At 63.3% G+C, this 25,745-nt stretch carries 25 protein-coding genes and 1 tRNA gene; 14 read left to right on the plus strand and 12 right to left on the minus strand.

Translation table 11 applies throughout. The features are described from left to right. Positions 1–5: 5 nt before the first annotated feature. Positions 6–503: a heme-degrading domain-containing protein gene (locus AWB67_RS09640; protein ID WP_087656013.1), complete on the minus strand. Its 498-nt coding sequence runs from the start codon at positions 501–503 to the stop codon at positions 6–8. Between the two features lie 564 nt (positions 504–1,067). On the opposite strand from AWB67_RS09640, the gene AWB67_RS09645 reads away from it, so the two are divergent. The 4 genes from AWB67_RS09645 to AWB67_RS09660 all read left to right on the plus strand — a co-directional run bounded on the left by AWB67_RS09645 (position 1,068) and on the right by AWB67_RS09660 (position 2,533). Next, positions 1,068–1,144, plus strand: a tRNA-Met gene (locus tag AWB67_RS09645). A gap of 159 nt (positions 1,145–1,303) precedes the next feature. Continuing rightward, positions 1,304–1,669, plus strand: a complete 366-nt coding sequence (locus AWB67_RS09650; protein WP_159964814.1) for a DUF2946 domain-containing protein — start codon at positions 1,304–1,306, stop codon at positions 1,667–1,669. A 65-nt stretch (positions 1,670–1,734) separates the two neighbouring features. Next, entirely contained in the window at positions 1,735–2,094 is a 360-nt protein-coding gene (gene copC / locus AWB67_RS09655) for a copper homeostasis periplasmic binding protein CopC (protein WP_200822203.1), read from the plus strand. A 7-nt stretch (positions 2,095–2,101) separates the two neighbouring features. Further along, on the plus strand, positions 2,102–2,533 hold the full coding sequence (locus tag AWB67_RS09660) for a copper chaperone PCu(A)C (protein ID WP_087656015.1): 432 nt from the start codon (positions 2,102–2,104) through the stop codon (positions 2,531–2,533). Between the two features lie 68 nt (positions 2,534–2,601). On the opposite strand, the gene AWB67_RS09665 is transcribed toward AWB67_RS09660, so the two are convergent. Further along, positions 2,602–5,112: a penicillin-binding protein 1A gene (locus AWB67_RS09665; RefSeq protein ID WP_087656016.1), complete on the minus strand. Its 2,511-nt coding sequence runs from the start codon at positions 5,110–5,112 to the stop codon at positions 2,602–2,604. 560 nt (positions 5,113–5,672) lie between these two features. On the opposite strand from AWB67_RS09665, the gene AWB67_RS43330 reads away from it, so the two are divergent. Further along, the gene (locus AWB67_RS43330; RefSeq protein WP_087656117.1) at positions 5,673–6,086 is read left to right on the plus strand and encodes a plasmid mobilization protein; all 414 of its coding nucleotides are present in this window, start codon (positions 5,673–5,675) and stop codon (positions 6,084–6,086) included. A 24-nt stretch (positions 6,087–6,110) separates the two neighbouring features. On the opposite strand, the gene AWB67_RS09675 is transcribed toward AWB67_RS43330, so the two are convergent. Then, entirely contained in the window at positions 6,111–6,518 is a 408-nt protein-coding gene (locus tag AWB67_RS09675) for a DUF2177 family protein (RefSeq protein ID WP_087656017.1), read from the minus strand. Between the two features lie 272 nt (positions 6,519–6,790). Here AWB67_RS09675 and AWB67_RS09680 point away from each other — a divergent pair, with 272 nt between their 5' ends. From AWB67_RS09680 to AWB67_RS41780, 3 genes are all read left to right on the plus strand, one after another. Next, positions 6,791–7,471 carry a PspA/IM30 family protein gene (locus tag AWB67_RS09680; protein WP_087656018.1) on the plus strand — a complete coding sequence of 227 codons (681 nt, stop codon included), beginning with the start codon at positions 6,791–6,793 and terminating at the stop codon, positions 7,469–7,471. Between the two features lie 99 nt (positions 7,472–7,570). Further along, positions 7,571–8,821, plus strand: coding sequence for a tetratricopeptide repeat protein (locus AWB67_RS09685; protein ID WP_087656019.1), 1,251 nt, complete (start codon positions 7,571–7,573; stop codon positions 8,819–8,821). 208 nt (positions 8,822–9,029) lie between these two features. Then, a complete protein-coding gene (locus AWB67_RS41780; RefSeq protein WP_374729810.1) occupies positions 9,030–9,173 on the plus strand; it encodes a hypothetical protein in 144 nt (47 codons plus the stop codon). 266 nt (positions 9,174–9,439) lie between these two features. Here AWB67_RS41780 and glgX read toward each other — a convergent pair whose 3' ends face one another. Continuing rightward, entirely contained in the window at positions 9,440–11,647 is a 2,208-nt protein-coding gene (glgX, locus tag AWB67_RS09695) for a glycogen debranching protein GlgX (RefSeq protein WP_087656119.1), read from the minus strand. A 425-nt stretch (positions 11,648–12,072) separates the two neighbouring features. On the opposite strand from glgX, the gene mscL reads away from it, so the two are divergent. The 3 genes from mscL to AWB67_RS09715 all read left to right on the plus strand — a co-directional run bounded on the left by mscL (position 12,073) and on the right by AWB67_RS09715 (position 13,794). Continuing rightward, positions 12,073–12,513 (plus strand): large conductance mechanosensitive channel protein MscL, encoded by a 441-nt coding sequence (gene mscL / locus AWB67_RS09705; protein WP_087656021.1) that lies wholly within the window; start codon positions 12,073–12,075, stop codon positions 12,511–12,513. A 344-nt stretch (positions 12,514–12,857) separates the two neighbouring features. Further along, positions 12,858–13,349, plus strand: a complete 492-nt coding sequence (locus tag AWB67_RS09710) for a hypothetical protein (RefSeq protein ID WP_087656022.1) — start codon at positions 12,858–12,860, stop codon at positions 13,347–13,349. Positions 13,350–13,584: 235 nt separating this feature from the next. After that, a complete protein-coding gene (locus AWB67_RS09715; protein WP_087656023.1) occupies positions 13,585–13,794 on the plus strand; it encodes a dodecin in 210 nt (69 codons plus the stop codon). Between the two features lie 87 nt (positions 13,795–13,881). On the opposite strand, the gene AWB67_RS09720 is transcribed toward AWB67_RS09715, so the two are convergent. The 4 genes from AWB67_RS09720 to AWB67_RS09735 all read right to left on the minus strand — a co-directional run bounded on the left by AWB67_RS09720 (position 13,882) and on the right by AWB67_RS09735 (position 18,752). Further along, the gene (locus tag AWB67_RS09720) at positions 13,882–14,976 is read right to left on the minus strand and encodes a BMP family ABC transporter substrate-binding protein (RefSeq protein WP_087656024.1); all 1,095 of its coding nucleotides are present in this window, start codon (positions 14,974–14,976) and stop codon (positions 13,882–13,884) included. Positions 14,977–15,102: 126 nt separating this feature from the next. Then, positions 15,103–16,032: an ABC transporter permease gene (locus AWB67_RS09725; protein WP_087656025.1), complete on the minus strand. Its 930-nt coding sequence runs from the start codon at positions 16,030–16,032 to the stop codon at positions 15,103–15,105. A gap of 33 nt (positions 16,033–16,065) precedes the next feature. Next, a complete protein-coding gene (locus AWB67_RS09730) occupies positions 16,066–17,175 on the minus strand; it encodes an ABC transporter permease (protein ID WP_087656026.1) in 1,110 nt (369 codons plus the stop codon). 5 nt (positions 17,176–17,180) lie between these two features. Further along, a complete protein-coding gene (locus AWB67_RS09735; protein ID WP_087656027.1) occupies positions 17,181–18,752 on the minus strand; it encodes an ABC transporter ATP-binding protein in 1,572 nt (523 codons plus the stop codon). A 246-nt stretch (positions 18,753–18,998) separates the two neighbouring features. Here AWB67_RS09735 and AWB67_RS09740 point away from each other — a divergent pair, with 246 nt between their 5' ends. Beyond that, positions 18,999–19,931, plus strand: coding sequence for a LysR substrate-binding domain-containing protein (locus tag AWB67_RS09740; RefSeq protein WP_087656028.1), 933 nt, complete (start codon positions 18,999–19,001; stop codon positions 19,929–19,931). Positions 19,932–19,980: 49 nt separating this feature from the next. Here AWB67_RS09740 and AWB67_RS09745 read toward each other — a convergent pair whose 3' ends face one another. Continuing rightward, on the minus strand, positions 19,981–21,354 hold the full coding sequence (locus tag AWB67_RS09745; protein ID WP_087656029.1) for an 8-oxoguanine deaminase: 1,374 nt from the start codon (positions 21,352–21,354) through the stop codon (positions 19,981–19,983). A gap of 458 nt (positions 21,355–21,812) precedes the next feature. On the opposite strand from AWB67_RS09745, the gene uraH reads away from it, so the two are divergent. Continuing rightward, positions 21,813–22,166 (plus strand): hydroxyisourate hydrolase, encoded by a 354-nt coding sequence (gene uraH, locus AWB67_RS09750; protein WP_087656030.1) that lies wholly within the window; start codon positions 21,813–21,815, stop codon positions 22,164–22,166. 108 nt (positions 22,167–22,274) lie between these two features. Beyond that, the gene (locus tag AWB67_RS09755) at positions 22,275–23,468 is read left to right on the plus strand and encodes a urate hydroxylase PuuD (RefSeq protein ID WP_087656120.1); all 1,194 of its coding nucleotides are present in this window, start codon (positions 22,275–22,277) and stop codon (positions 23,466–23,468) included. 76 nt (positions 23,469–23,544) lie between these two features. Here the strand turns inward: AWB67_RS09755 and AWB67_RS09760 are convergent, their stop codons facing one another. The 3 genes from AWB67_RS09760 to alc form a co-directional block, all read right to left on the minus strand. Then, positions 23,545–24,027 carry a DUF1579 domain-containing protein gene (locus tag AWB67_RS09760; protein WP_087656031.1) on the minus strand — a complete coding sequence of 161 codons (483 nt, stop codon included), beginning with the start codon at positions 24,025–24,027 and terminating at the stop codon, positions 23,545–23,547. 197 nt (positions 24,028–24,224) lie between these two features. Beyond that, positions 24,225–24,725 (minus strand): ureidoglycolate lyase, encoded by a 501-nt coding sequence (locus AWB67_RS09765; protein ID WP_087656032.1) that lies wholly within the window; start codon positions 24,723–24,725, stop codon positions 24,225–24,227. Continuing rightward, positions 24,722–25,735 (minus strand): allantoicase, encoded by a 1,014-nt coding sequence (gene alc / locus AWB67_RS09770; RefSeq protein ID WP_087656033.1) that lies wholly within the window; start codon positions 25,733–25,735, stop codon positions 24,722–24,724. Before alc ends, AWB67_RS09765 begins: the two co-directional genes overlap by 4 nt. Positions 25,736–25,745 lie beyond the last annotated feature (10 nt).

Genomic DNA, 25,745 nt, shown 5'->3' on the forward strand with positions numbered 1-25,745 from the left:
GCGGCCTATTCCCGCGAGAGCGCGAGCGCGCCGAAATCCTTGCCGAGCACGGCGCTGAGCGCCTCGACGACCATCTGATGATCGTCGCGCTGCGGCAGCCCCGACACCGCCACCGAACCGATCACGCCGACGTCCGCCACCGTCAACGGGAAGGCGCCGCCGTGCGAGGCGTAATCGGCGGCGGAGAGGCCGTATTTGTCGGTGAGTGTCGTGCCTTGCTGCTGGAGCTGGAGACCAATCGCGTAGGAACTGCACCGGAAATGCTCGACCGTGCGCGACTTGCGTTCGATCCACGACGCGTTGTTCGGCGTCGTGCCATCGAGCGCGGCGAAGAAGAGATGACGGCCGAACATGCGCACGTCGATCGCGACAGCCGCGCCGCGCGCATAGGCCATCTCGCGCAATTGCGAGCCGATTTGCCAGGCGCGGTCGCAGTCGAACTGCGGGAAGACGAGCGTCTTTTCCTGGTGGGCGATGGCGTGGAGGTCGTGGGGGATGTCCATGATGTCCAGTCGATTTTCAATTGACGGTGATTGAAAGAGCGCTGGCCGTCGTACACCCGCGCCTGGAGCCACACATTTTGACATGACCACGAAAGCCGGCAAGCCGTAAATCCACGCGGACTTGCCTTGGAACGACTTCCTCTGCCGTTTCCATCAGTTTCATGTGCAAAGCCCGTTTGTACTCTGCCGGTCAAGAATGATCGGATTCCGAACCACCGCGAACCGCGAATAGTGTCGAAGGCCGCCTCACAGGGCCAGCGGGAACAGCAAGCGTCATGAACCAGACCGATCAACAGGCTTGGGTGTCAGCCTGATGTTATCGGCGGGAAATGCCTTCTCGCTTGCCGTGTATGAACTAGCACGCTCTCTTCCTCGACTCTGACGGCGATGCGAGCGTATTGGTCGTGAGCGCGGCCTCGGCGATCCGGCGAACGCCTCCTGGAAAAACGCGAGTTCTCTCGATATCCCATGAGATGTCGAAGCGACACTCACCTGGCACCTCAGTGCAATCTCGAAAAGCTTGCGGTGAACGTTGCACCGCGCTATAATCTTTTCTTCGACGGACGCGGGGTGGAGCAGTCTGGCAGCTCGTCGGGCTCATAACCCGAAGGTCGTAGGTTCAAATCCTACCCCCGCAACCAAGTAAGATTTCAAGGCAAAAAGCCCGGCTCAATCGAGTCGGGCTTTTTGTTTTTTGCTTGTCGTGACATGCGTCGATCCATCGCATGTGCTCATCAAGCGGCCCTTGCCTCGCGTGGCATAATCGGCCGCTGGTTCTGCACACGGTGTCCCACGCGATCATGCGCAGCGTTCTGATACGGAAGATCGGCGGTATCGTCGGATTGCTTGCGATCCTCTTGACGACGCTCGTCCCTGCCGCATCGCAGATGATCGAACGCGGTCGCATCGAGTCGACGCTGGCGTCGTTCTGTTCCACCGATGTCTCCTCGAACGCGAAGCAGACACCAAACGATCACGCCGCACATTGGCAAGCGTGCGGCTATTGCAGCTTCACCGCGCATACGCCGTTCATGGCGCCGCCGAAGCACGCGCAGCGCGTGGGATCGATCGAAGGTTCCGCGCGCATTGCAACGGGACGCGTCACCACGACGCCCTACGCCCCGATGCTCGCCGCCAAGCCCCGCGCCCCGCCCTCCTTCGCCTGAATCCGCTCCATGCGCTGCGTCGAGCAGCCGCTCTACAAACCTCGTATCAGGCGAGAACACACATCATGAAAACGCAAGTCCTCCGCGGCGCACTTGCCGCGAGCCTCATCGTCGCCGCGCCGTTCGCTTTTGCGCACGCCGTGCCGAAGCATCAAGTCCCCGCTGCCGACTCCACCGTCAGCGCGCCGCACGAAGTCGCGATCGATTTCGGCGAGGCGCTCGAACCGTCGTTCAGCAAGCTCGACGTCACCGATGCCGCCGGCAAGCCGGTCACCGCGGCCAAATCCGCCGTCGATGCCAGCGACAAGAAGCATATGAGCGTCGCGCTCGGCGACCTCGCGCCGGGCACGTATCGCGTGAGCTGGACGGCCGTCGCCGCCGATGGCCATCGCACGCAGGGCCATTACAACTTCAAGGTCAAGTGAGGTCAGCATGAAAAAGATCATCGTCCTCGCCGGCGCGCTGCTCGGCGCGCCGTTCGCTCACGCTGCAACGCTCACGGTCAGTGACTGCTGGATTCGTTCGATGCCGCCGAACCTGCCGTCGTCGGGATACTTCGTGGTGTCGAACGGCGGCGACAAGGCCGTGTCCCTCGTCGGCGCCGAGACGCCCGCGTTCGGCATGGCGATGCTGCACAAGTCCGAGACAAGCGGCACGACGGCGACGATGTCGCACGTCGAGGCGGCCGAGGTGCCCGCGCACGGCACGTTGCGATTTGCGCCGAAGGGCTATCACCTGATGCTCGAAGACGCGCCGAAGCCGCTCGCGATCGGCTCGACGGTGCCGCTCACGCTCTCTTTCGACGACCACTCGACGATCAGCACGACCTGCACGGTCAAACCAGCCTCCGCGCTCGGGAAATAAGACCGCACAATGAAAAGCGCGCCGCAGTCTCCTGCGGCGCGCTTTTTTTTCGTCGACAACAAATAAGGTCAGTGCTTGCTGAACAGATCCATGATCTGCTTGCGCTCGTCGGAATCGACGTTCGGCGCCTGCATGCCGCCCGGTCCGACGCCACCTGAAGTCGTCGTCACGGCACCCGCCGGATCGGCCGCATCCATGCCGATGCTCGCGATGAAACCGCTGCCCGGCAGCCGGTCGGCGTAGAAAAGCTCGCCGTCGAAATTGCTGATGCCGTCGGGCTTCGGCATCTGCTGCTGCGCGACACCCTTGAGCGCGCGTCCCATGAAATCGACCCAGATCGGCAACGCGAGCTGCGCGCCGAATTCCTTGCTGCCGAGCGTCTTCGGCTGGTCGTAGCCCATCCAAGCGACCGTGACGAGCGAGCGCTGATAGCCTGCGAACCAGCCGTCCTTCGCGTCGTTGGTGGTGCCGGTCTTGCCCTGCAGGTCGTTGCGCTTGAGCGCGTTGGTGCCCGATCCGGTGCCCGAGGTCGCGACCGTATGCAGCAGGCTGTTCATCATGTACGCGTTGCGCGGATCGAGCGTCTGCGGCGCGTTGCGGCCCGCAGTCAGCGGATCGGTGCGCGAGATCACGGTGCCGCGCGCATCCGAAACTTCGGCGATCAGGTACGGATTGATGCGATAGCCGCCGTTCGCGAACACCGAGTACGCGCCGCTCAACTGCAGCGGCGTGACGAGCCCGGCGCCGAGTGCGAGCGGCAGATACGGCGGCGTCTTGTCGACATCGAAGCCGAAGTTCTTCGTGACGAAATCCTGCGCGTACTGCGTGCCGATGTACGACAGGATGCGGATCGACACGAGGTTCTTCGAGCGCTGCAGGCCGGTACGCATCGACATCGGGCCGTCGGGCTGGTCGTCGTCCTTCGGCTCCCAGGCCTGGCCGCCGGGGGTGGTCGGCGGGAAATAGAGCGGCGCATCGTTGATGATGGTCGCGGGTCCCAGGCCTTTGTCGATAGCAGCCGAATAGATGAACGGCTTGAAGCTCGAACCCGGCTGGCGCCACGCCTGCGTGACGTGGTTGAACTTGTTCTTGTTGAAATCGAAGCCGCCGACGAGCGCGCGGATCGCCCCGTCCTGCGGCACGAGCGACACAAGCGCGCCTTCCACCTGCGGCAACTGCGTGATCTGCCAGTTGTCTTTCGCGTCCTTCGCGAGCCGCACGATCGAGCCGACCTTGACGCGCAACGCCGCCGACGCATTGTTGCGCAGCCCCGGCGCGGCGAAGCGCAGGCCGTCGCCGGAAATGTTCACCGGATCGCCGCCGACGAACTCCGCCGTCACCTGCTTGGCGCTTACGGCCGTCACGACGGCGGCAACGAGATCGCCGTTGTCCGGATGACCGACTAGCGCGTCTTCGATCGCCTGATCGCGGTCGTCGGCGTCTTTCGGCAGGTTCACGAAGCCTTCCGGCCCGCGATAACCGTGGCGCCGCTCGTAATCCATGATGCCCTTGCGCACGGCGCGGTAGGCGGCGTCCTGATCGGCGGAATCGATGGTCGTCGTGACCGTGAGGCCGCGCGTGTAGGTCTCTTCCTTGTACTGCGCGTACATCATCTGCCGCACCATTTCCGCGACGTATTCGGCATGCACGCCGTACTCCGTCCCGGACGACTTCGTGTGCAGTTCCTCCGCGACCGCCTGCTGATATTGCTCGGGCGTGATGTACTTCAGGTCGAGCATGCGCTTCAGGATGTATTGCTGGCGGATCTTCGCGCGCTTCGGGTTCACGACCGGGTTATACGCCGACGGTGCCTTCGGCAAGCCCGCGAGCATCGCTGCCTCGGCGAGCGTGATGTCCTTCAGGTCCTTGCCGAAATAGACGCGCGCCGCAGCCGAAAAGCCATAGGCGCGCTCGCCCAGATAGATCTGGTTCATGTACAGCTCGAGAATCTGATCCTTCGTCAGCGCCTTCTCGATCTTGTACGCAAGCATCATTTCGTAGATCTTGCGCGTGTAGGTCTTCTCGCTCGACAGAAAGAAGTTGCGCGCGACCTGCATCGTGATCGTGCTCGCGCCCTGCGAGGCGCCGCCGTGCATCACGTCGGTGACGCCCGCGCGCAGGATGCCGAGGAAATCGACGCCGCCGTGATCGTAGAAGCGATAGTCCTCGATTGCGAGCACGGCTTTCTTCATCGAGTCGGGGATGTCCTGGAAGCGCGCAAGGCTGCGACGCTCCTCGCCGAACTCACCGATCAGCACGTGATCGGCCGTATAGACGCGCAGCGGCACTTTCGGCCGATAGTCGGTGATCACGGTGAGCGACGGCAAATTCGGCCCCATCACGACGAGCGCATAGCCAATGATCAGTGCGCCGAGCACCGCGCCGATCGCAAAGAGCCCGGCAATCCACTTCACGACGGCTCCGGGGAACGAGCGCCGCTTTGGCTCGTCGCGGCCGCGGCGGTCATTGCGATCGTTTCTGTCATTGCGGTCGTTGCGATCGTTGGAATCGCCGGGGCCGATGTAATGGCGGACGTCGCGCGAGGGGTTCGAAGGGTTCGGTCGTTTGATGATTGGCATTGACTTCGATGGTTCGGCGCCCTGCGGGGCGCGTAATGCTGGCACTCGAGGCTTGCGCCCCGCGCTTCGCGCAGCTGCGGGCCGCGCGAGCGATGAATGACGGTGAAGGCGCGCAGTGGTTCACTCGCAGTGGTTCACTGATAGACAGTGCGATGCGCTATGAGTGCGGCCGGAGACCCGAGACTTAAAGCGAGCGCTTGTCGGCCCACGCGCAGGGTAACAGCGCATTTTAAAGAATTCGAGCGACGATCTACCGGAAGCGTCCGATTTTTTTGTAAGCAAATGACTTTCCCGGTGCGACTGCGCACGGACGAGTTACCCACACATTCTGTTGAGCACGCTGTGGACAACCGTATGAGAAAATGCCCAAGTCATTGAGCGCGCGCGACTTTCGCCTCATGACGCGTTTTCGTCGCAAAACGGCGGCTCACCACGCAGAAGCGCAAAACGATATGATGGATGCGCCGTTCAGCGGTCGAACGAACTCGCCCGGCGCCGCCCTTTGCGGTAACTTTGTCGCATCGCTTCTTTGCAATCGCCTTACTGTTTGCGAGCCGCTCATGTCTACCAAACCCAGCGAACGCATCGTTGTTTTCGTGACACCCGCGCAAAAACTCGCCATCAGCAACACGGCCGATGGCCTCGGCATCAGCGTGAGCGAGCTCATGCGGCGGGCCGTGCTGAACTACAACGCGACGAGCGAGCAGATCAAGGTCGCCGGCATCGTCGACCGTTTGCGGGCGCCCAAAACGCCCGATGCACTCAATGTCGCGTTGCGTCACGTCGCGGAAAAAGCGGCCGCACGCGAGGCGAAGGCGGCAGCCGTCAACGCGGCGGTCAATGCGGCGGCCGCGCAGAAGGCCGCGGCGCTCGCCAAGGCTCCCCGACCCGAATCCACGCCGGAATCCGACGAATCCACCGAATCCGGCGATACCGGCGAAGGCGCGTCGATAACCGGCGGTCATTCGAAGTAATTCGAGGCCTTTGTCATCCGCGTGTCACGGCGCGAACCTTGCAGAAACCGCCACCGCAGCCGCCGATGCCACCGCCGTCGCGAACGCGCCCCAGGCGATATCGACGATGACGATTGTCGTGCTCCAGCCCTTGAGCGTCGCGAGGTTGGTGAGGTCGTAGGTCGCATAGGCGATCGCGCCGAACAGCACGCCGTTGATCAGAGCGCGCGCCGCACTCGATTCGGCGATGCCTGGCATCACGCAGAAGTACGTCATCGCGCCGATGTACAGCACATAAAAGACCGCTGCCGCGCCGAAGTTCGGCTGCTCGAGCAGCAGCGCGCCGATTTCGCGCTGATAAAGACCGCGTCCGATCACCCCGAGCCAGAGACCGTCGAGCACGAGAAACACGACGGCCGCGACCGCAAACGCAACGACGAGCACCTTCGACATGATTGTTCCGCTGATTGTGTTTGTCACGATGGCAAGGGCCGTCCGCCGTTACATTCCTTAACGCTGGCCCGGCGTCGGGTTAAGACCCGCTTAAGCCGCATCGTGCTCTAATAGAAGACGCAAGATAGCCGGCAAAAGCGTGAAATATTGAAGCTCGTGCTTGCAATTCGCGCGCCCGGCCCGAATTTACGTGGCGCGTCAGGAAGACGCGCCGCACGAACGGTTCGCCATCACGCAACGCGCGAACGTCCGCCTTCATCAAGGAGAAACACATGTCGCTATTGGATTCCATCACGCGTACCGTAAAAGGCCTGTTGAACGACGCCGCCGACACCATGCAGGACCCGACGCGCGATTCACGCCAGATCGTGCGCGAACTCGATGACAGCATCGCCAAGGCGGAAAACGCGCTGATCGAAATCGAGGCGCAGGTCGCGACGCAGCAAAGCAAGCGCGACGTCGCCGCCGAGAAAGCGAAAAAGTACGAAGACGGCGCGAAGCGCGCGCTGCAATCCGGCGACGAAGGCTTGGCGCGTGAAGCGCTCGCGGCACAAGCCAACGCCGAAACCGAACGCGACGCGCTCGCGGGCGAGCTCGCGACACTCGTGCCGTCGGTCGATCATCTGAAGCAGCAGATCACCGACATGCGCCAGCGCCGCAACGACCTCAACGCGCGCTCCAACATCCTGCAGGCGAAGCAGCAGATCGCGCAGGCCAAGGACGTCGCGGCGACGGCGCTCGGCGGCATCGGCGGGAAGAATCTGTCCGAGGATTTTCAGAAGCTGGAAGACAAGGTGCAGCTTGCCAATGCCCGCTCGGACGCGCGGCTCAATTCCGCCGACCAGAAGTCCGGCAAGGCGCTCGACGACAAGCTTGCTGAACTCCATCGCGGCCCGTCCGTCGAGGACCGGCTCGAAGCGCTGAAGAAGCAGTTGAACACGCCTGCGCAGTAACCTTACCGGGCGGTCGCGGCGAACTTCCGGGCTTGCCGCGCGTCGCACGGGAATGTGTCATCGATTGGAGACGGGCGTTTATCGCGTCCGGTCCGCATCATGAAAAAACTTTTGACGGCTCTCGCGGCGTCGCTGCTGCTGGTTACGTCGTCGGCCGCGTTTGCCGTGCCGAGCGCCCAGCAAATCGAACAGGCGATGACGCAGGGCAACTGGCAGAAAGCCGACGCCGGCCTGACCGAGGTCCTGCAGGCGCATCCGGATAACGCGCATGCGCACTATCTGTACGCGCAGGTGCTCGATCGCGAGGGCCGCTACGACGACGCCCTCGCCCACTTGCGGCAGGCGAAATCGCTCGATCCGCAGCTCAAGTTCACCGACCCGATGCGCTTCGCCGCGACGGAAGCGCGCATTCGCGGCGACGCGAATCGCGCGGGCGTCGTCGCGAACGTGCCCGGCGGGCAGCAGGCGAACACCGGCAGCGTCGCGCAGAAGCCGTTCAACCCGGCGCCGGCGCCCGTGCAGGAGAAGCACGGCGCATCGGCGGCGGCGTGGATCGGCATCGTGCTCCTGTTCGGCGCTATCGCGCTCGTGCTGCGCTGGGGCCTGAAGCGCGCCCGCGAGAAAGACGACGGCCGAGCGACCGACGATCGTCGCGCGCAACTGAAACGCGCAACGGAATTGCTCAACGAAGTGCGCACGCTCAAGCTCGACGTGCGGCTTTCGACCGCGCCGGGGCACGAGGCGTTGTTGAAGGAAGTCGAAGGTGTCGAGGAGCAGTTGCGCGAGCTGGTCGAGGGGCTCTCGAATGCCAAGAATCCGGTCGCGCCCTATCAGGTCGACGATCTTGCCAACCGCGTCGAAAGTTTGAAGGCGCGCGCGGAAGGCCGGGTCGATTCGAACGCGGCGCCCGCCCCGCGTGAAGGCGATTCCGTGTACGCGCAGGAAGCCGAGCGCTTCGGGCGCAACCCGCAGGGGCAGTATCAGCAAGGGCCTTATCCGCAACAACAGCCGCAGCAGCCCTATCCCCAACAACCGTATCCGCAGCAGCAACCGCCCGTAATCATCCAGCAAGGCGGCGGTTTCGGAGGCGGCATGGGTGGCATGGGCGGCCTGCTCACGGGCGTGCTGCTCGGTCAGGTGCTTTCGCATGGTCGCGGCGGCCCCCTGTCCGAGCGTGATACGCCTTCTGCCGACAATCCGTTAGGAGCAGGCGGCGCCACCGGCGGTGGAATCGACAACGGCACGGGCGGCCTCGACCTCGGCAACGGCTCGAACGACTGGAACGACGGCAGCGGTGGCGGCGGTCTTGACCTCGGCAGCAACAACGACGATAGCTGGCGCGATACGTAGAAGCGCTTCTGGCCTCGCAGCGCTCAAATCGAACCCCGTCGCGAAAGCGACGGGGTTTTGTTTTTTAGCGCCTGCACACAGGCCTCTGTGCTCCGTTCATGCCGAGATGCATAGCCTCCTGTATTGCCTCTCGCGAAATGAGCAATGATTCAATCGAATCGTTTGCCGGACACGATGCCTAGCGAGCGAACGCGTTATCGAGGCGACGATCGCACATGAACTGAGCCACTTCGCGAATATCGGCGGCACCAAGGACCGTGGGTACGGGCCCGGCGCCGTGCAGCTGCTCGCGAGCAACAATCCGTTTATCGCCACGCACGGCATGTTCATCCGCGCACAAACGGCTGCGTGACGGCGCGTATCGGACCGCTGGTGCGATACAGCGCTCACCCGCCGCCGAGAAAACGCAGCAGCGCCCACAGAAACTTGAAGAACCCGACGATGAACTCCCACACGCGCTCGAGCTGATCCCAACCCGCGACGCGTGCTATCGCGTCGAAAATCATGTCGCTCCGATGAAGCGGGCGCGGTGTGGCGAGTTCGTTTCGTTCATCGTCCGGATGGCGGTTGTGGGAAAGGGAGACGGACCCGCATCATGCAGGGCCCGCCATCCGCTCTTCAGCCCTTCGGCGCATCGCCTTCCGGTTCTACTTCGTCCGTCAACGCTTCTTCCAGACGCTTGAAGATGCGCTTGGTCGCGCCGCGCGCATGCAGCGCGAAGAGCAGCAACGAGCGCCCCGTCACCTGATACACCGCGCCCGAATCGAAGTCTTCGAGTTCTTCGCGGATCGGCGCGTTCGTATCGATTAGGCAGCTCCACTGGTCGCTGCCCGGCACCTCCGGCAGCGTGAAATCGACGACATCGTGATGGGCGTTCACCACCACGAGCAGCGTCGCGTCCGATGCGGGCCGGCGGATGCCCGTCGCCTGCGCGCGACCGTCGATGACGAGGCCGAAGCAGCGCATCGACGGGTCGTCCCATTGCTCGGGCATCAGTTCGTCGCCGGACGGGCTCAGCCACTTCACGTCGGCGACCTGCAAATCTTCGTGATATTCGCCGGTCAAAAAGCGCCCGCGACGCAGCACCGGCAGCGTGTGGCGCAGCGTCGTCAGCTTGCGCATGAATTCGATCAGCGCGCGGCCGTCATCGTCGATACCTTCCCAGTCGACCCAGCTTATCTCGTTGTCCTGGCAATACGCGTTGTTGTTGCCCTGTTGCGTGCGGCCGAACTCGTCGCCCGCGAGAACCATCGGCGTGCCTTGCGAGAACAGCAGCGTCGCGAGCATGTTGCGCTTCTGACGCTCGCGCAAAGTGCGGATTTCAGGGTCGTCGGCAGGACCCTCGGCGCCGCAGTTCCACGACTTGTTGTCCGAATGGCCGTCCTTGCCATCCTCGCCGTTGGCGTCGTTGTGCTTGTCGTTGTACGAGACGAGGTCGTTCAGCGTGAAGCCGTCGTGCGCGGTGATGAAGTTCACGCTCGCCCACGGACGACGCCCGCGATGGTTGAACTTGTCGCCGGAACCGGTGATGCGCGTCGCGAGCTCGGCCGCGACGCCGTCGTCGCCCTTCCAGAATTCGCGGACGGTGTCCCGGTATCGGTCGTTCCATTCGGCCCAGCCCGGCGGGAAGCCACCCACTTGATAGCCGCCCGGGCCGCAATCCCACGGTTCGGCGATCAGCTTGACGCTCGAGAGTATCGGGTCCTGGCGGCAACTGTCGAGGAAACCGCCGCCTTCGTCGAAACCGTACGGCTCGCGGCCGAGGATCGTCGCGAGGTCGAAACGGAAGCCGTCGACGTTCATCTCCGTCACCCAGTAGCGCAGGCTGTCGGTGACCATCTGCAAGACGCGCGGATGCGACAGGTTCAGCGTGTTGCCGGTGCCGGTATCGTTGATGTAATAGCGGTTTTCCTCGGGCATCAGGCGGTAGTACGAGGCATTGTCGATGCCGCGGAATGACAGCGTCGGCCCGCGCTCGTTGCCTTCGGCCGTGTGGTTGTAGACGACGTCGAGGATCACTTCGAGCCCCGCTTCGTGCAGCCGGTCGACCATTTCCTTGAACTCGGCGACCACACCCGGACCGCGCGCGAAAAAGCGCGGATCGGCGGCGAAAAAGCCAATTGTGTTGTAGCCCCAGTAGTTGGTCAGGCCACGGTCGGTGAGATGGCTGTCGTTGACGAACGCATGGATCGGCATCAGCTCGACCGAGGTCACGCCGAGGCTCTTGATGTGCTCGATGACTTCCTTCTGCCCGAGGCCCTCGAACGTCCCGCGCATGTGCTCGGGCACGGCCGGATGGCGCTTCGTGTAGCCACGCACGTGGGTTTCGTAGAAGATCGTGCGTTCCCAGGGCACGCGCACGCGCGTCGGGTGGGTCCACTGGAACGTCTGGTCGACGACCTGGCACTTCTGCATGAAGGGCGCGCTGTCGCGTTCGTCGAAGGTGAGATCGTCGCCATCGGCGTTGAGCGTGTAGCCGAAAACGGCCGGGTCCCACTTCAGCTCGCCGACGTGCGCCTTCGCGTACGGGTCGAGCAGCAGCTTGTTCGGATTGAAGCGGTGACCGGCTTCGGGCTCGTACGGGCCGTGCACGCGATAGCCGTACACCGTGCCCGGCTTCAGCCCGCGGACGTAGACGTGCCAGACTTCATCGGTGTATTCCGGAAGTTCGATGCGTTCGATTTCCTTCTCGCCTTTTTCGTCGAAAAGGCACAGTTCGACTTTGGTCCCGTTGGCGGAAAAGAGCGCGAAATTGACGCCTTCGCCGTCCCAGGTGGCGCCGAGCGGAAACGGCGAACCTTCGGCAATGCGGATATCGTTCGGCATGTAGTGGTGGTTCTCGGTGATGGTGATGCGCCACGCTTCTCTTGCGAAGCGCGGCGGCGAAAGCGGGCATGAGGATTCGCTGCGGCGGTAAAACACCGCGCGCGGACTCAGGCCGTCGATATAAGCAGGTTGTATGCCCGAAGGCGGTCGCGCGTCAGCGCGTTGTTCTCGGCGCGTCTATCGCATGCGCGGTTAGGCCCGGTGTAAAACGTACAGGTCGAACGGAGCGACGGGCCCAGCCGCAGCAAGCCTGAAATTTTCAACGCGTCAAAAACCGCGCGCGTCATGGGGACCGATTAGCTATCATGACTCTGCTCCACCCGCGGATGCAATAAGGAGGAATATTCGTCCGCTTTAACTTTGGCACAAGCTTTGCTGCCTGTTTGCGCCAATCGTCGCGAACTTTTTACTGGAGGAAGCCGCGCATGAGCATGATTCAGGAATTCAAGAATTTCGCCCTGAAGGGCAACGTCATGGACCTGGCCGTCGGTGTGATCATCGGTGGCGCGTTCTCGACCATCGTGAACTCCATCGTCAAGGATCTGATCATGCCGGTCGTCGGGCTCGCGACAGGCGGGCTCGACTTCTCGAACCTGTTCGTCAAGCTCGGGCCCATACCGGAGACGTTCAAGGGCAATATCGGCTCGTATAAAGACCTGCAGACGGCGGGCGTCGCCGTGTTCGGATACGGCTCGTTCATCACGGTCCTGATCAACTTCATCATGCTGGCTTTCATCATCTTCCTGATGGTCAAGTTCATCAATAACCTGCGCAAGCCCAACGAGACGGAACCCGCTGCGACGCCCGAAGACGTGCTGCTACTGCGCGAAATTCGCGATTCCCTGAAGAATTCGCCGCGTCTCTGAGATTCGCCCGCACGTACCGCCTGTGTGCGTATCGCCAACGACCCGCGCTCCGCCGGGTTTTTTGCATCGGCAGGCGATTTGCCGAGGCATATTCGTACGCTCCGCAGCTTTTTTCTTCGAGATTTTTCGTCGCGCGCGGAATTGCGGGACTATTATTGAGACTGATGCCAAGCGAGCCGCCGCAGGTCTTCGGCACGATTCGTGCGCGCCGTGCATCGTCCGGCGGACGGTTAGCCGGCGACGTGCAGCGTCCCACCGAATCGCGGTGAACCGACCACTTCGATGTGCTATAAAAGATCGACGTGCCAAGATCAAAGTCCGGCCCGCAAGACGGGAGTGGCCGCATGAGGACGCTGCGTTTCTTGCAATTCTTTTTCAGGCGAATTTTTATGTCCTTCCCGAAAAAGCGTAAGCGCGTGAAGGTCGACGGGGACGAGTCGTTCCTCGCGGTCCTTCGACATTTCAAGGCGTTCGGCCAGCTCGACACCAAGATCGCGCGCGCCCGCGCGCAGGACGAGCCGGTACTCTATGCGCACGTCCTGCCCGGTCTGGACGTCCTGCTATGCAGCGTGCGCGGCGCCCAGCCGCCCTATCCGGCGACCGAGGAACTGCATCGCCGCTGCATCGAGTCGATCACGAACGCGCTCGAACAGCCGCTCGATGGACTGGAGAACGGCGGCTACTGGTACGAGGCGAACGGCTTCGGTTTCCTTGTGTTTGCGAGCCGCGCCCGCACGCAGATCCTGAGCGAATTCGGTGCGACGGTCTCGGCGCGCACGCGTCGCGGCACACGCCGGCAGGACGCAGGCGACGCCGCCTCGCGACCGCTGCGCTGATCTTCAATGCCCGGGCATCCTCTGCCCGGGCGATCCCAATCCCTCGATCACCGCCTGCGCCTTCAGGGCAGCAGCAGCAAAACGCGTCAGTGTCTTTCCGACTTTCGGCGCTGCCCCTTCATGTCCTTTAATTGATTGCACCCACGCTCGCGCGCCGAACCGTGGCGCATGTCTTGCTGCAACATCGTGGCAAATCGAAAGCCACGTCAATCCGCCTCAATCCAAGGAGAACATCATGTCGGAACACGTATACAAGATGATCGAACTTACCGGCTCGTCGACGCAGTCAAGCGATGACGCCGTGCGTGTCGCGCTGACCAAGGCGTCCAAGACCCTGCGCAACATGCACTGGTTCGAAGTGATAGAGACCCGTGGGCACATCGAGGAAGGCAAAGTCCTGCACTGGCAGGTTACGCTGAAGGTCGGGCTGCGCCTGGAAGAGTGACGCGCGCGGTTTCAAGCCCACATGCAAAAAAGGCCGCGCTTCGCAAGAAGCGCGGCCTTACTTTTCGATCCAGCGCGCTACGAGAGCTTACTTCGGTAGCGACCCGTCCACGCCTTCCACGTACCAGTTGATGCGCTGCAATTCCGGATCGGTCAGCATCTTCCCCGCCGCGACCTTCTCCGCGCCCGCCTGATCCTTGATCGGACCCGTGAACACGTCCCACTTGCCGCCGTGCAGTTCGTCACGCTTCGCCGCGACCGCCTGCATCGCCTTCGCGGGGATCGCGCCGCTGTTCAGGTCTTCCAGATCGACCGCCTTCTGCGGCATGCCGAGCCACACCGGGTCATTCTTCCACTTGCCGTCCAGAACCTGCTGGATCACTTCGTTGTAGTACACGCCCCAGTGCGCGACGACCGAGCCCAGATGGGCGCTCGGGCCGAACTTCTTCATGTTCGAATCCCAGCCGAACGCAAACACCTTCTTTTCGGCGGCGGTCGCGAGCGTCGCGTTCGAATCGGTGTTTTGCAGCAGCACGTCGGCGCCCTGGCCGATCAGCGTTTCCGCCGCCTGCTTTTCCTTGCCCGGATCGAACCAGCTATTGATCCAGATGACCTTCGTATGGATCTTCGGATTCACGGAACGCGCGCCCATCGTGTACGCGTTGATGTTGCGGATCACCTCGGGAATCGGCACCGATGCCACGAAGCCGAGCGTGTTCGTCTTCGTCACGTAACCCGCCGCGACGCCCGCCAGATACGCGCCCTGGTACATCCGCACGTCGTACGTGCCGAAGTTCTTGGCCTTCTTGAAGCCGGTCGCGGTCAGAAAGATCGTGTCGGGAAAGTCCTTCGCGACCTTCAACTGGAAGTCCTGGTAGCCGAAGCTCGTCCCGAAGATGACCTTGTTGCCCTTGTTCGCGAGATCGCGGAACACGCGCTCCGAATCCGCCGATTCCGGCACGTTCTCCACGCGCGTGATCTTGACCTTGTTGCCGAATTTCGCCTCCGCTTCCTTGCTGCCCGCGTCGTGGGCGAAGGTCCATCCCGCGTCGCCCGGGTTGCCCAGATAGACGAACGCGATGCCCGGCGCATCCGCCGCCCGGGCGCTCGCTGCCGCGAGCGTCGCGGACAGCGCGACCGCGGTACCCGCAGCCGTCAGCGCGTTCAGCCATGATTTTTTCATTGTGATTCTCCTGGTCGATGTTGTGAAAAGCGGAACCGTCTGTCAGTTTGTTGTGTCAAAAATGGGAACGGAACCCGTGAGCCGCGCCGCGCAGCCGATGTACAACACCGCGCCCTTGCAACGCCTTCAGCTCGCGGCGAAAAACGGCTTGCCGAGCGAGGCAGGCGCGTTTAGCTTGATCGTGTTCGGATTGCGCGAGATCAGCACGAGCACGACGATCGTCGCGATGTACGGCAGCATCGCGAGGAACTGCGTCGGGACCGGCACGCCGATCGCCTGCGCGTAGAACTGCAGCGCCATCACCGCGCCGAAGAGCAGCGCGCCGATCATCAGCCGCCCCGGGCGCCACGTCGCGAACACGACGAGCGCGAGCGCGATCCAGCCGCGGCCCGAGGTTAGTTGCTCCTGCCAGATGTGCAGGTAGACAATCGAGTAATAGCCGCCGCCGATGCCCGCCATCGCGCCACCGAAGAGCGTCGCGCCGTAGCGCACGCCGACCACCGGAAACCCCACCGAATGCGCGACCGCCGGCGACTCCCCGACCGAGCGCAGCACGAGCCCGGCGCGCGTGCGGTACAGGAACCAGCCGATCACGCCGAACATGATGAACGCGAGATAGCCGAGCGGCGTGAGCGAGAAGAACGCGGGACCGACGACCGGAATCGACGAGAGGCCGGGAATCGGCATCGCCTCGATCGACGCGCGCACCGCCGCCGACGTGTAGGGCTTGCCGATATACGCCGAAAAGCCGATGCCGAAGATCGTGAGCGATAGCCCCGTCGCGACCTGGTTCGCGAGCATCGTGATCGTGAGAAAGCCGAAGAGCAGCGCCATCGCCATCCCGGCGAGCAGCGACGCGCCGATGCCGAGCCACGGATTGCCCGTGATCGCCGTGACGGCATAGCCCGAGACGGCGCCCATCAGCATCATCCCTTCGACGCCGAGGTTGAGTACGCCCGACTTCTCCGCGACGAGTTCGCCCGCGCCCGCGTACATCAGCGGAATCGCCGCGATGACGGCGCTCGTGGCGAGGTTGCCGGCCTGGTTGATGTCCATATTGTTCGAGCCTCGCGAAGAAACCTAAGGAAATCAGGAATGCGCCGCGTGATGCACCGTCCGGCGCCGCACGCGATAGTTGACGAAGAGATCGCAGCCGAGCAAGCAGAACAGCAGCAGGCCTTGAAACACGCCCGCGAGCGCCTGCGGCAGTTGGAGCGACGTCTGCACCGCTTCGCCGCCGAGATAGAGGAGCGCCATCAGGAGACTGGCGAGCACGATCCCGATCGGATGCAGCCGTCCGACGAACACGACGATGATCGCTGTGAAGCCGTATCCCGGCGACCAGCCGGCCTGCAACTGTCCGATCGGCCCGGCGACTTCGCCCATGCCGGCCAAGCCCGCGAGCGCGCCGGAGAGCAGAAGCGACGTCCAGATGGTTTTCTTGTCGGAGAACCCGGCGTAGCGCGCGGCGAGCGGCGCGAGACCGCCGACGTTCATCCGGTAGCCCGCGAAACTTTTGCGCATGAAGATCCAGACGAGCGGAATCGCGATCGCCGTCAGGAAGACCGACGCGTTGATCCGCGTGCCCTTCAGCCACGCCCAGTGCCAGTCGCCGTAGAGGCGCGGGAAGAGCGCGTCGTCTACAAACATCGCCGAGATCGGGAAGTTCATGCCCTCGGGATCGCGCCACGGGCCGCTGACCAGATAGATCAGAAGCTGCGTCGCGACGTAGGTGAGCATCAGGCTCGTCAGGATTTCGTTCGTGTTGAAGCGGCTCTTGAGGAGCGCCGGGATCGCCGCCCACGCCATGCCGCCCACGACGCCGCCCGCCATCATCAGCGGCAGCGTCCACCAGCCGGAGGTGTCGCCTAAGTGGATCGCGATCCCGCCCGCGACGATCCCGCCGAGCAGCATCTGCCCTTCCGCGCCGATGTTCCACACGTTCGCGCGATAGCCCACCGCGAGCCCGAGCCCGATCAGACACAGCGGCGACGCCTTCAGCACGAGCTCCGACCAGCCGTTCACGTTGGAAAGTGGCTCGACGAAGAACGCGTGCATCGCGCGGAGCGGGTCCTGCCCGACGAGGCTGAAAATCAGGAAGCCGATGACGAGCGTCGCGACCGCCGCGACGGCCGGAACGGCAAGCTGCATCGCGCGGGACGGGCTCGGGCGCGCTTCGAGTCGGTAGGGAAAGATCATCGGGGTTATTTGTTGATTGAGTCGATGGCGGCGGGCTCGGCGCGCTTGCCGTCGAAGAGGCCCGCCATGAAAAGGCCGATTTCTTCGGCATTCGTGTCGCCAGTCGCGCGCACGGGCGAGAGCTTGCCGCGCGCGATCACGGCCAAGCGGTCGCAGATGTCGAAGAGTTCTTCCAGTTCCTCCGAAATCACGAGGATCGCGACGCCGCGCGCCGCGAGGTCCAGCAACTGCTGGCGGATGAACGCGGCCGCGCCGACGTCGACGCCCCAGGTCGGTTGCGCGACGACGAGCACCTTCGGCTCCTGCAAAATCTCGCGTCCGACGATGAACTTCTGCAGGTTGCCGCCCGAGAGGCTTTGCGCGAGCGCCGTGTTGCCGCCACAGCGCACGTCGAACGACTGGATGCAGCGGTCGGCGAACGCGCGCACGGCCTTCGCGTTGATCCAGCCGCCCTTCACCATGCTTTCGCGATGCGCAGTCAGCAAGCCGTTCTCCGCGAGCGACATCGCCGGCACCGCGCCGCGTCCGAGCCGCTCTTCCGGCACGAAGGCGAAGCCGAGCGAGCGGCGCGCGCCAGCCGACAAACGCCCGGCGGGCTTGCCGCAGATCGAGACGGCATCGGCGGCGACGTGCCGGTCGCGGATTTCCCCCGACAACGACGCCAGCAACTCCGCCTGCCCGTTGCCCGAGACGCCCGCGATCCCGAAGATTTCGCCGGCCTTGACCTCGAACGAGACGTTTTCGAGCGACGTGCCGAACGGGTCGGGACTCGCCACCGAAAGGTTCTTCACGACGAGCCGTGCATCGCCCGGCGTGTGCGCGCGGCGCGTGTAACCGGGCAGCGAATGGCCGACCATCAATTGCGCGAGCGACGCGTGCGTCTCCTTGCGCGGATCGACGTTGCCCGTCACGCGGCCACCGCGCATCACGGTCGCGGTTTCGCAGAGCGCCTGGATTTCGTCGAGCTTGTGGCTGATGTAGAGAATGCTGCAGCCCTCCGACGCCAGCCGTCGAAGCACCGTAAAGAGCTTCTTGACCGCTTGCGGCGTCAGCACCGAAGTCGGCTCGTCCATGATCAGCAGGCGTGGGTTCTGCAAGAGACACCGCACGATCTCCACGCGCTGCCGCTCGCCGACGGTCAGGCTGTGTACGTGCCGCTGAGGATCGACGTCGAGCCCGTAATCCGCTGACACCTCGCGGATGCGCTTGGCCAGCGTCTTCAGATCGAATTTGTCCTCGAGCGCGAGCGCGATGTTTTCACCGACGGTGAGCGTCTCGAACAGCGAAAAGTGCTGGAACACCATGCCGATACCAAGCTTGCGCGCAGCCGCCGGGCTGCCGATCTCGACTAACTCGCCTCCCCAGCGGATCTCGCCCTGGTCCGGCCGCACGGCGCCGTAGATGATCTTCATCAGCGTCGACTTGCCCGCGCCGTTCTCGCCGAGCACCGCGTGGATTTCGCCGGGCGCGACGATGAGCGTGACGTCGTCGTTCGCCTTGACGGCCGGGTATTGCTTGCTGATGCCGGAAAGCGACAGGCGCGGCGGCGGATTGGAGGTGAGAGTAGCGTCGCCCATGAGCTCAGTGAGTGCGCAAAGCCGTAAGTCGAAAGGCCGGAAAGCCCGAGAGGCGCATGAGGCAAACCGGACCGCGGGCAGAAGATACCGAATTCAAAGCGTTCCGTCGATAACTCAAAAAAGCCGCCGACGCCTCGCCGAGCCGGCCTTTGCGGGTATCCCCACCTTGACGCAATCGTTGAGTCATATTAAAACTGATATGGTCCACACAGTCGTCGATCAGCCAGAACATATACCGGAGATAACATGAGTCAGCAGCGCGAGGCGATCGATACTTACTTATTGCGCGTCTTGCACACCTTGCTGATGGAGCGCAGCGTCACGCGCGCGGCCGTCAAGCTCAATCAGTCCCAACCGGCCATCAGCGCGGCGCTCAGGCGTCTGCGCGACATCACCGGCGACCCGCTCCTCGTGCGCGGCAAGTCCGGGATGGTCCCCACCGAATACGGCCTGCGCCTGCTCGAACCGACGCAGAACGCACTGCGCGAAATCGAGCGCATCAAGGTTCAGCAACACAACTTCGAACCGTCGACCTCCGTGCGGTGCTATCGCATCGGCTGTCCGGATTACCTCAACGTGCTCTTCGTGCCGACGGTCGTCGAGCGGTTTCGCATCGCCGCGCCCAACGCCACGCTCGAATTTCATTCGCTCGGTCCCGCCTTCGACTATGAACTCGCGCTGGAGGACGGCAAGCTCGATATCGTCGTCGGCAACTGGCCGGAACCGCCGGAGCAACTGCATCTGTCGAACCTTTTCGTCGACAAGATCGTGTGTCTTGTTTCCAATACGCATCCGTTCGCGAAGCGCGGCGGGCTCACGCTCGACCAGTATCTGAACGCACCGCATCTCGCGCCGACGCCCTACTCGGTCGGCCAGCGCGGTGCGATCGACGTGCATCTGGCGCGCGAGCGGTTGAAGCGCCATGTGGTCGTCACGCTGCCGTACTTCAATCTTGCGCCGTACGTGCTGATCAAGTCCGATCTCGTCTTCACGACGACGCGCCTTTTCGCGGACCACTACGCGCGCTTCCTGCCGCTCGCCGTGGTGCCCGCACCGCTCGACTTCCCGCCGATGCAGTACTACCAGCTCTGGCACGAGCGCTGCCATTACTCCGACGAAGTGCGCTGGCTGCGCGGGCTCGTCGGGGAAGCGACGCGCTCACTCATCGACCAGCCTTGATCTGCTTCGATACGGCCAGCGCGGATGCGTTGGCCGCTTACTCCTCTATTTAAGCCGCGTTAGCCAGTTCCCCCGCCAGCCGGTTGTGCCGCTCGACGAGCGCACCGAGTTCGAGCGTCGTCAGCCGCCCTTCCCGCACGACCACCTTTCCATCGATCACGCTCGTCGACACCTGCGACGGCGCGCAGAACACGAGCGCCGCGACCGGATCGTGCAGCGCGCCCGCGAACCCGTGCTGCGACAGGTCGAACGACACGAAATCGGCCGCCATGCCGGGTGCGAGCGCGCCGATGTCGTCGCGGCCAAGCACTTTGGCGCCGCCGAGCGTCGCGATTTCGAGCGCTTCGCGCGCGGTCATCGCATCCGGACCGAAGCCGACTCGCTGCAGCAACAGCGCCTGGCGCACCTCCGCGACCATCTGCGCGCCGTCGTTCGACGCCGAGCCATCGACGCCGATTCCCACCGGCACGCCCGCATCGCGCATCGCGCGGATCGGCGCGATGCCGGAGGCGAGCCGCATGTTCGAGCACGGACAATGCGCGACACCGGTCCCGGTGCGCGCGAACAAGTCGATGCCCGCGCGGTCAAGCTGCACACAGTGCGCATGCCACACGTCGTGGCCGACCCAGCCGAGGTCCTCGGCATATTCAGCGGGCGTCATGCCGAACTTCTCGCGGCTGTACGCGACGTCGTTTACGTTTTCGGCCAGGTGCGTATGCATCGACACGCCGTACTGCCGCGCGAGTACCGCCGAATCGCGCATCAACTCACGGCTCACCGAAAACGGCGAGCACGGCGCGACGACCACGCGCAGCATCGCGTAGCGGCCTTCGTCGTTGTAGGTCTCGATCAGGCGCTGCGTGTCTTTCAGGATCGCGTCTTCGTTCTCGACGACCGAATCCGGCGGCAACCCACCGTCCTTCTGCCCGACGCTCATGCTGCCGCGCGCCGCGTGAAACCGCATGCCGATCGCGCGCGCGGCCGCGATGCTGTCGTCGAGGCGGCTGCCGTTCGGATAAATGTAGAGATGATCGCTCGACGTCGTGCAGCCCGAGAGCAGCAGTTCGGCCATCGCGGTCTGCGTCGAGACGGCGATCATCTCGGGCGTCAGGTTCGCCCAGATCTTGTACAGATTCGTGAGCCAGCCGAACAGCTCGGCGTTCTGCGCGGCGGGAATCGCGCGCGTCAGGCTCTGGTACATATGGTGATGCGTGTTGACGAGGCCCGGAATCACCAGATGGCCGCGCAGGTCGAGCACTTCGTCGGCGGTAGCGGGCAGTTCGTGCGTCGGGCCGACCGCGACGATGCGGTTGCCTTCCGCGTACAGGCCGCCGTCGGCGATCTCGCGGCGCGCGCCGTCCATCGTGACGAGCACCTGTGCATTCTTGACGAGCAGCGTTCGTGAGCGTTGTTGTTTTTCCATGGCGTCGATCTCCGTTTTTGCGTAGGTAAGGGGAAGGAAAATCCCGGTTACCCAGCGTCGATCGCCGTCTTCGGGACGCGCAGCCGCACTGCGCGAGGCCTCAATGTCGGTAGCCAAAATCCCGCTGGCAATGCGAACGCCGCCATAGTCGCCTTCACGTCCCCAATATATTCGCGAATTTTGGCGCGGGTAGCATCGCCCGGTAGCCGTGTACGTTTGAAGCGCATAGAGAACGCATTGGAACGAATGCCAGCTTACGTGCCGCTGTCATGTGCTGGGGATTATCTTTCCTATCGCGGACGCACGGCGGCGTGCAAGTTTCTAAAATGCTGTACACGGCGCGCATCTGATCACGCCGACGGGTATGTAGCCACTCACGTGGAGCCTCGATCCGCCGCTGCCGCACAGGTACTGGATCGATGCGCAGCCGTTCATCGCACAACACAAGGAACATGCGAATGGGCAAGCTCACAACCCATGTGCTCGACACCGCGCACGGTCGTCCCGGCGCCGGCATCAAGGTCGAACTCTTCGCGCTCTCGGGCGATACCCGCCGCGCGCTCAAAACCACGCTCACCAATGACGACGGCCGCTGCGACTCGCCGCTGCTAGAAGGCGACGCGCTCGTCACCGGCGAATACGAACTCGTGTTCCACGCGGGCGACTATTTCGCGGCCATCGGCGTGGAGGTGCCGGAACCGCGTTTCGTCGATCGGGTGGCGCTGCGCTTCGGCATCGCCGATTCGGGCTCGCACTATCACGTGCCGTTGCTCGTGTCGCCTTGGGCTTACAGCACGTATCGCGGTAGTTGAGACGGATCGAGCATCGCACCAGACCAGTACATCGCGCCTGTCCCCATGCAACGAAGGTTGCAACCATAGCGACGATGTGCGCATAACGAATCGGTAGTGGAGGAGAACATGGAAGGTTTTGTCACCGACTGGCTCAATCTCGTATTGCGCTGTCTGCACGTCGTCGTTGCAATTGCGTGGATCGGCGAGTCGTTTTACTTCGTCGCTCTCGACAACAGTCTCAAACCGCCGCAGGACCCGAATGCCCGCAAACGCGGCGTGTTCGGCGATTTCTGGCACGTGCACGGCGGCGGTTTTTATCACATGCAGAAGTATTCCGTCGCGCCGCAGGACATGCCGGAAAGCCTGCACTGGTCGTTCTGGCCGTCCTACACCACGTGGATGTCCGGCTTCGGCCTCTTCTTCGTGCTGTACCTGCTCTCGCCGAGCACGTATCTCATCGACAAGAACGTGCTCGACATGGGGCCGGTGGTCGCGGTGTCGTCGGCGCTCGGCTTCCTGATGGCGGGCTGGATCGTCTATGACTCGCTGTGCCGCACGCTCGGCAACAACGACAAGCTGCTCGGCATCTGCGTGGGCATCTACGTCGTGGTCGCGGCGTGGCTCGCGTGCCACATCTTCGCGGGACGCGCGGCGTATCTGATTTCGGGCGCCATGCTTGCGACGATCATGTCGGCTAACGTGTTCTTCGTCATCATTCCGGGACAACGCAAGATGGTCGCGGCGATGCTGAAGGGCGAGACACCGAACGCGATCTACGGCAAGCGCGGCAAGCAGCGCTCGGTGCACAACACGTATTTCACGCTGCCGGTGGTGTTCGCGATGCTGTCGAACCACTACGCGATGACTTACACGCACCAGTACAACTGGCTGATTCTGCTGCTCATCATGCTGGCGGGCGCGCTGATCCGACAGTTCTTCGTGATGCGCCATCGCGGCCAGCAGTTGTGGTATCTGCCGGTGGCCGGCCTCGTGCTCGTGCTCGGCGCGTTCAGCTGGACGATGCCGAAGCCCTCGCCCGCGCAGGTTCAAGTGGCAGGCGCCCCCGCGATCAAGGTCGCCGATATTGCGCCGATCATCCAGCAGCGTTGCGCGTCGTGCCACTCCGCGCATCCGACGATGATGGGCAGCGCCCCGGCCGGCGTGATGCTCGATACGCCCGACGAGATTTCGCAGAACGCCCAGCGCGTGCATCAGCAGGCGGTAACGCTGAAGGCGATGCCGCTCGGCAACGTCACGCAGATGACCGATGCGGAGCGCCAGAAGATCGCCGCGTGGTTCGATGGCGGTGCGGTGAAGTAAGCGGTTTTTCTTGGCTCCAATGCAAAGAGGCCATGAATGCAAATTCATGGCCTCTTTCTTCGTGCGCATACGCTTGTTATATCTTGCGCCAGTAGTCGGCGCGCATCATCTGGAACCACGTACCGTCGTCCATCAGGATGAACGACGTGAGCGTGCGGTGATCGTCATCGATCAGTTCGATCACGTCCTTGTACTTCGTGTACTTGCCGGGCTCCGTGAAGACCGGGCCTTCGGTGTTGAGCGTGAGCACTTTTTCGTCGGCGTCGAGTGCGCCTTCGTAGATCCACATGTGCGTCATCATCGACGCCACGAAGTTGCCGACGTATTCCTTGATCTGCGGATCGTAGCCGATCGTCATCACCGACGTCATGACGCTGCCGTCCTTCATCTCGCCGCGCCCCTCGCACAGCACCCACAGGCCGCCGAGCGAGCGCACGTGCTCCGTGGTTTCCCACGTGTCGGGCGCGGCGCCGGGTTCGCATATCGCCTCGCCCTTCGAAGTCCAGTCGCCGCACAGCTTCATCAGCCAGGCGTGTTCTTTCTGCGGTTCCGTCATCATCGTGATCTCCTTGAGCCGGGCGCCGTGCGTTTTTTTAGTCTGCGCCCAGCCAGCCCGCGCCGCGAATCGGCACTAGAAAGCCGATTGTAATACCGTCGAGCCGCTCGATCCGGCACGTTGATTCAGCGATCACTACATATGACAAAAAGGACCAGTCGCCTGGTCCTTTTCATGTTGCCGCTGTGTGCTTCGCCGTGTCAGCGCATCGCTTCTTCAGTCAGCCACAACGATTCGCGCAGATCCTGCTCGTTGAGATTCAACCCATCGCCACCGCGATCGACGACGATGAAATCGCTCACGTCATCGAGCGCGATCAGCGGATGGTGCCAGACGCCCTTCGCGTAATTCACGCCCTGCCACCCGCGCGTGACGAATGCACGAATCGCGCCTTCATCCAGGTCGCCAGCCGGCGCCACGACGACCAGATACGGCTTGTCGTTCAGCGGCACGAACGCCTGGCTGCCGAGCGGATGCCGTTCGAGCATCTTGACTTCGAACGGCAGCATGCGCGGCTCACCGCGAAAAAGGTTCACGAGCGGCCGGCCGTTTTCACTTTCGACGTCGATGTTCGCGAGATCGTGAAAACGGATTGTCGTGCCGAGGTTGATCGGGATCTGCTTCGCGCCATCGAGCTCGATGACGTCGCCAAAAGGCTTGAACGCAGCACGCGTCAACGGTTCGATAGCGAGCTTTTTCATGCGAGCGTTCCGAAAAGACGCAGACGCGATACGCCGCCGTCCGGGATGATGTTGAAGCGCACGTGCGTCACGGGCCCGAGCGCCGCCAGTTCCGACTCAAAGAAATGCTGCTTGTCCATCTGCAGCTTCTGCTCGCCGAGCAGCACCGGCCAGAACATCGCCTGCGTGATGAGCGAACTGTCGGTGCCGCCCGTCACGTATGCCGCCTGCAGTGAGCAGCGATCCGGATAGTTGCCCTTGAAGTGCGCGGTATCGACTTCGATCTTCTTGATGATGCCCGGCTGCGCGAGCGCGACGATACACCAGTCGTTGCCCGGCTCGCGGCGGCGGCGCGTTTCCCAGCCGTCGCCCATGTTCACGCCACGGCCCGGCATCAAAAGCGTCGAGGCGAGCCCGAAGTGCTGGTTGTTCGTGTTGACGAGGTACGCGCCGTTTTCCATCGCGGCGAGGTCGAACAGTTCGTTCTTGCTCGCGGCGCTCCAGTCGAGCTGCGGCTGGCCGTACACCCGCAGACGCGCGATACCGCCGTCCGGATAAATGTTCACGCGCAGGTGCGTGACCGGCTGCTCGACGTTGACGTCGAGATAGTGGTGACTGTTGCCCTGGAGCGTGGTCGACGGGACGATTTCGGTCCATTTCGTCGACTGGTTCGGTGCCGCGCCATCGGCGACGTGCGCGCCTTCGATCGATGCCGCCGGCGGGAAGTTGCCGGTGAAGTGGCTCGTGTCGAGATCGATGCCCTTGATCACGCCCGGGCGCGCCAGCTTGATCACGCACCAGTCGTAGCCGGTCGAGCGCTTGCGGCGCGTTTCCCAGCCGTCCATCCACTTGCCGTGGTCGTCGAACTTGCCGGGGATGAATACTGCCGGCTCCGGGTTCAGCATGCGCTCTTTCGGCGCGAAGAAGTCGTCGCTCGCCTCGAGCGCCTGCGCGCCGAGACGCGGGTCCGCGAGGTTCACATAACGGCGCGTGAATTCGGGCGCGTTGGGATCGAGTGTCGGGATTGCCATTGTCTTCGTC

The sequence above is a fragment of the Caballeronia terrestris genome (assembly GCF_001544515.1).
GTDB classification, from domain to species: Bacteria; Pseudomonadota; Gammaproteobacteria; order Burkholderiales; family Burkholderiaceae; genus Caballeronia; species Caballeronia terrestris.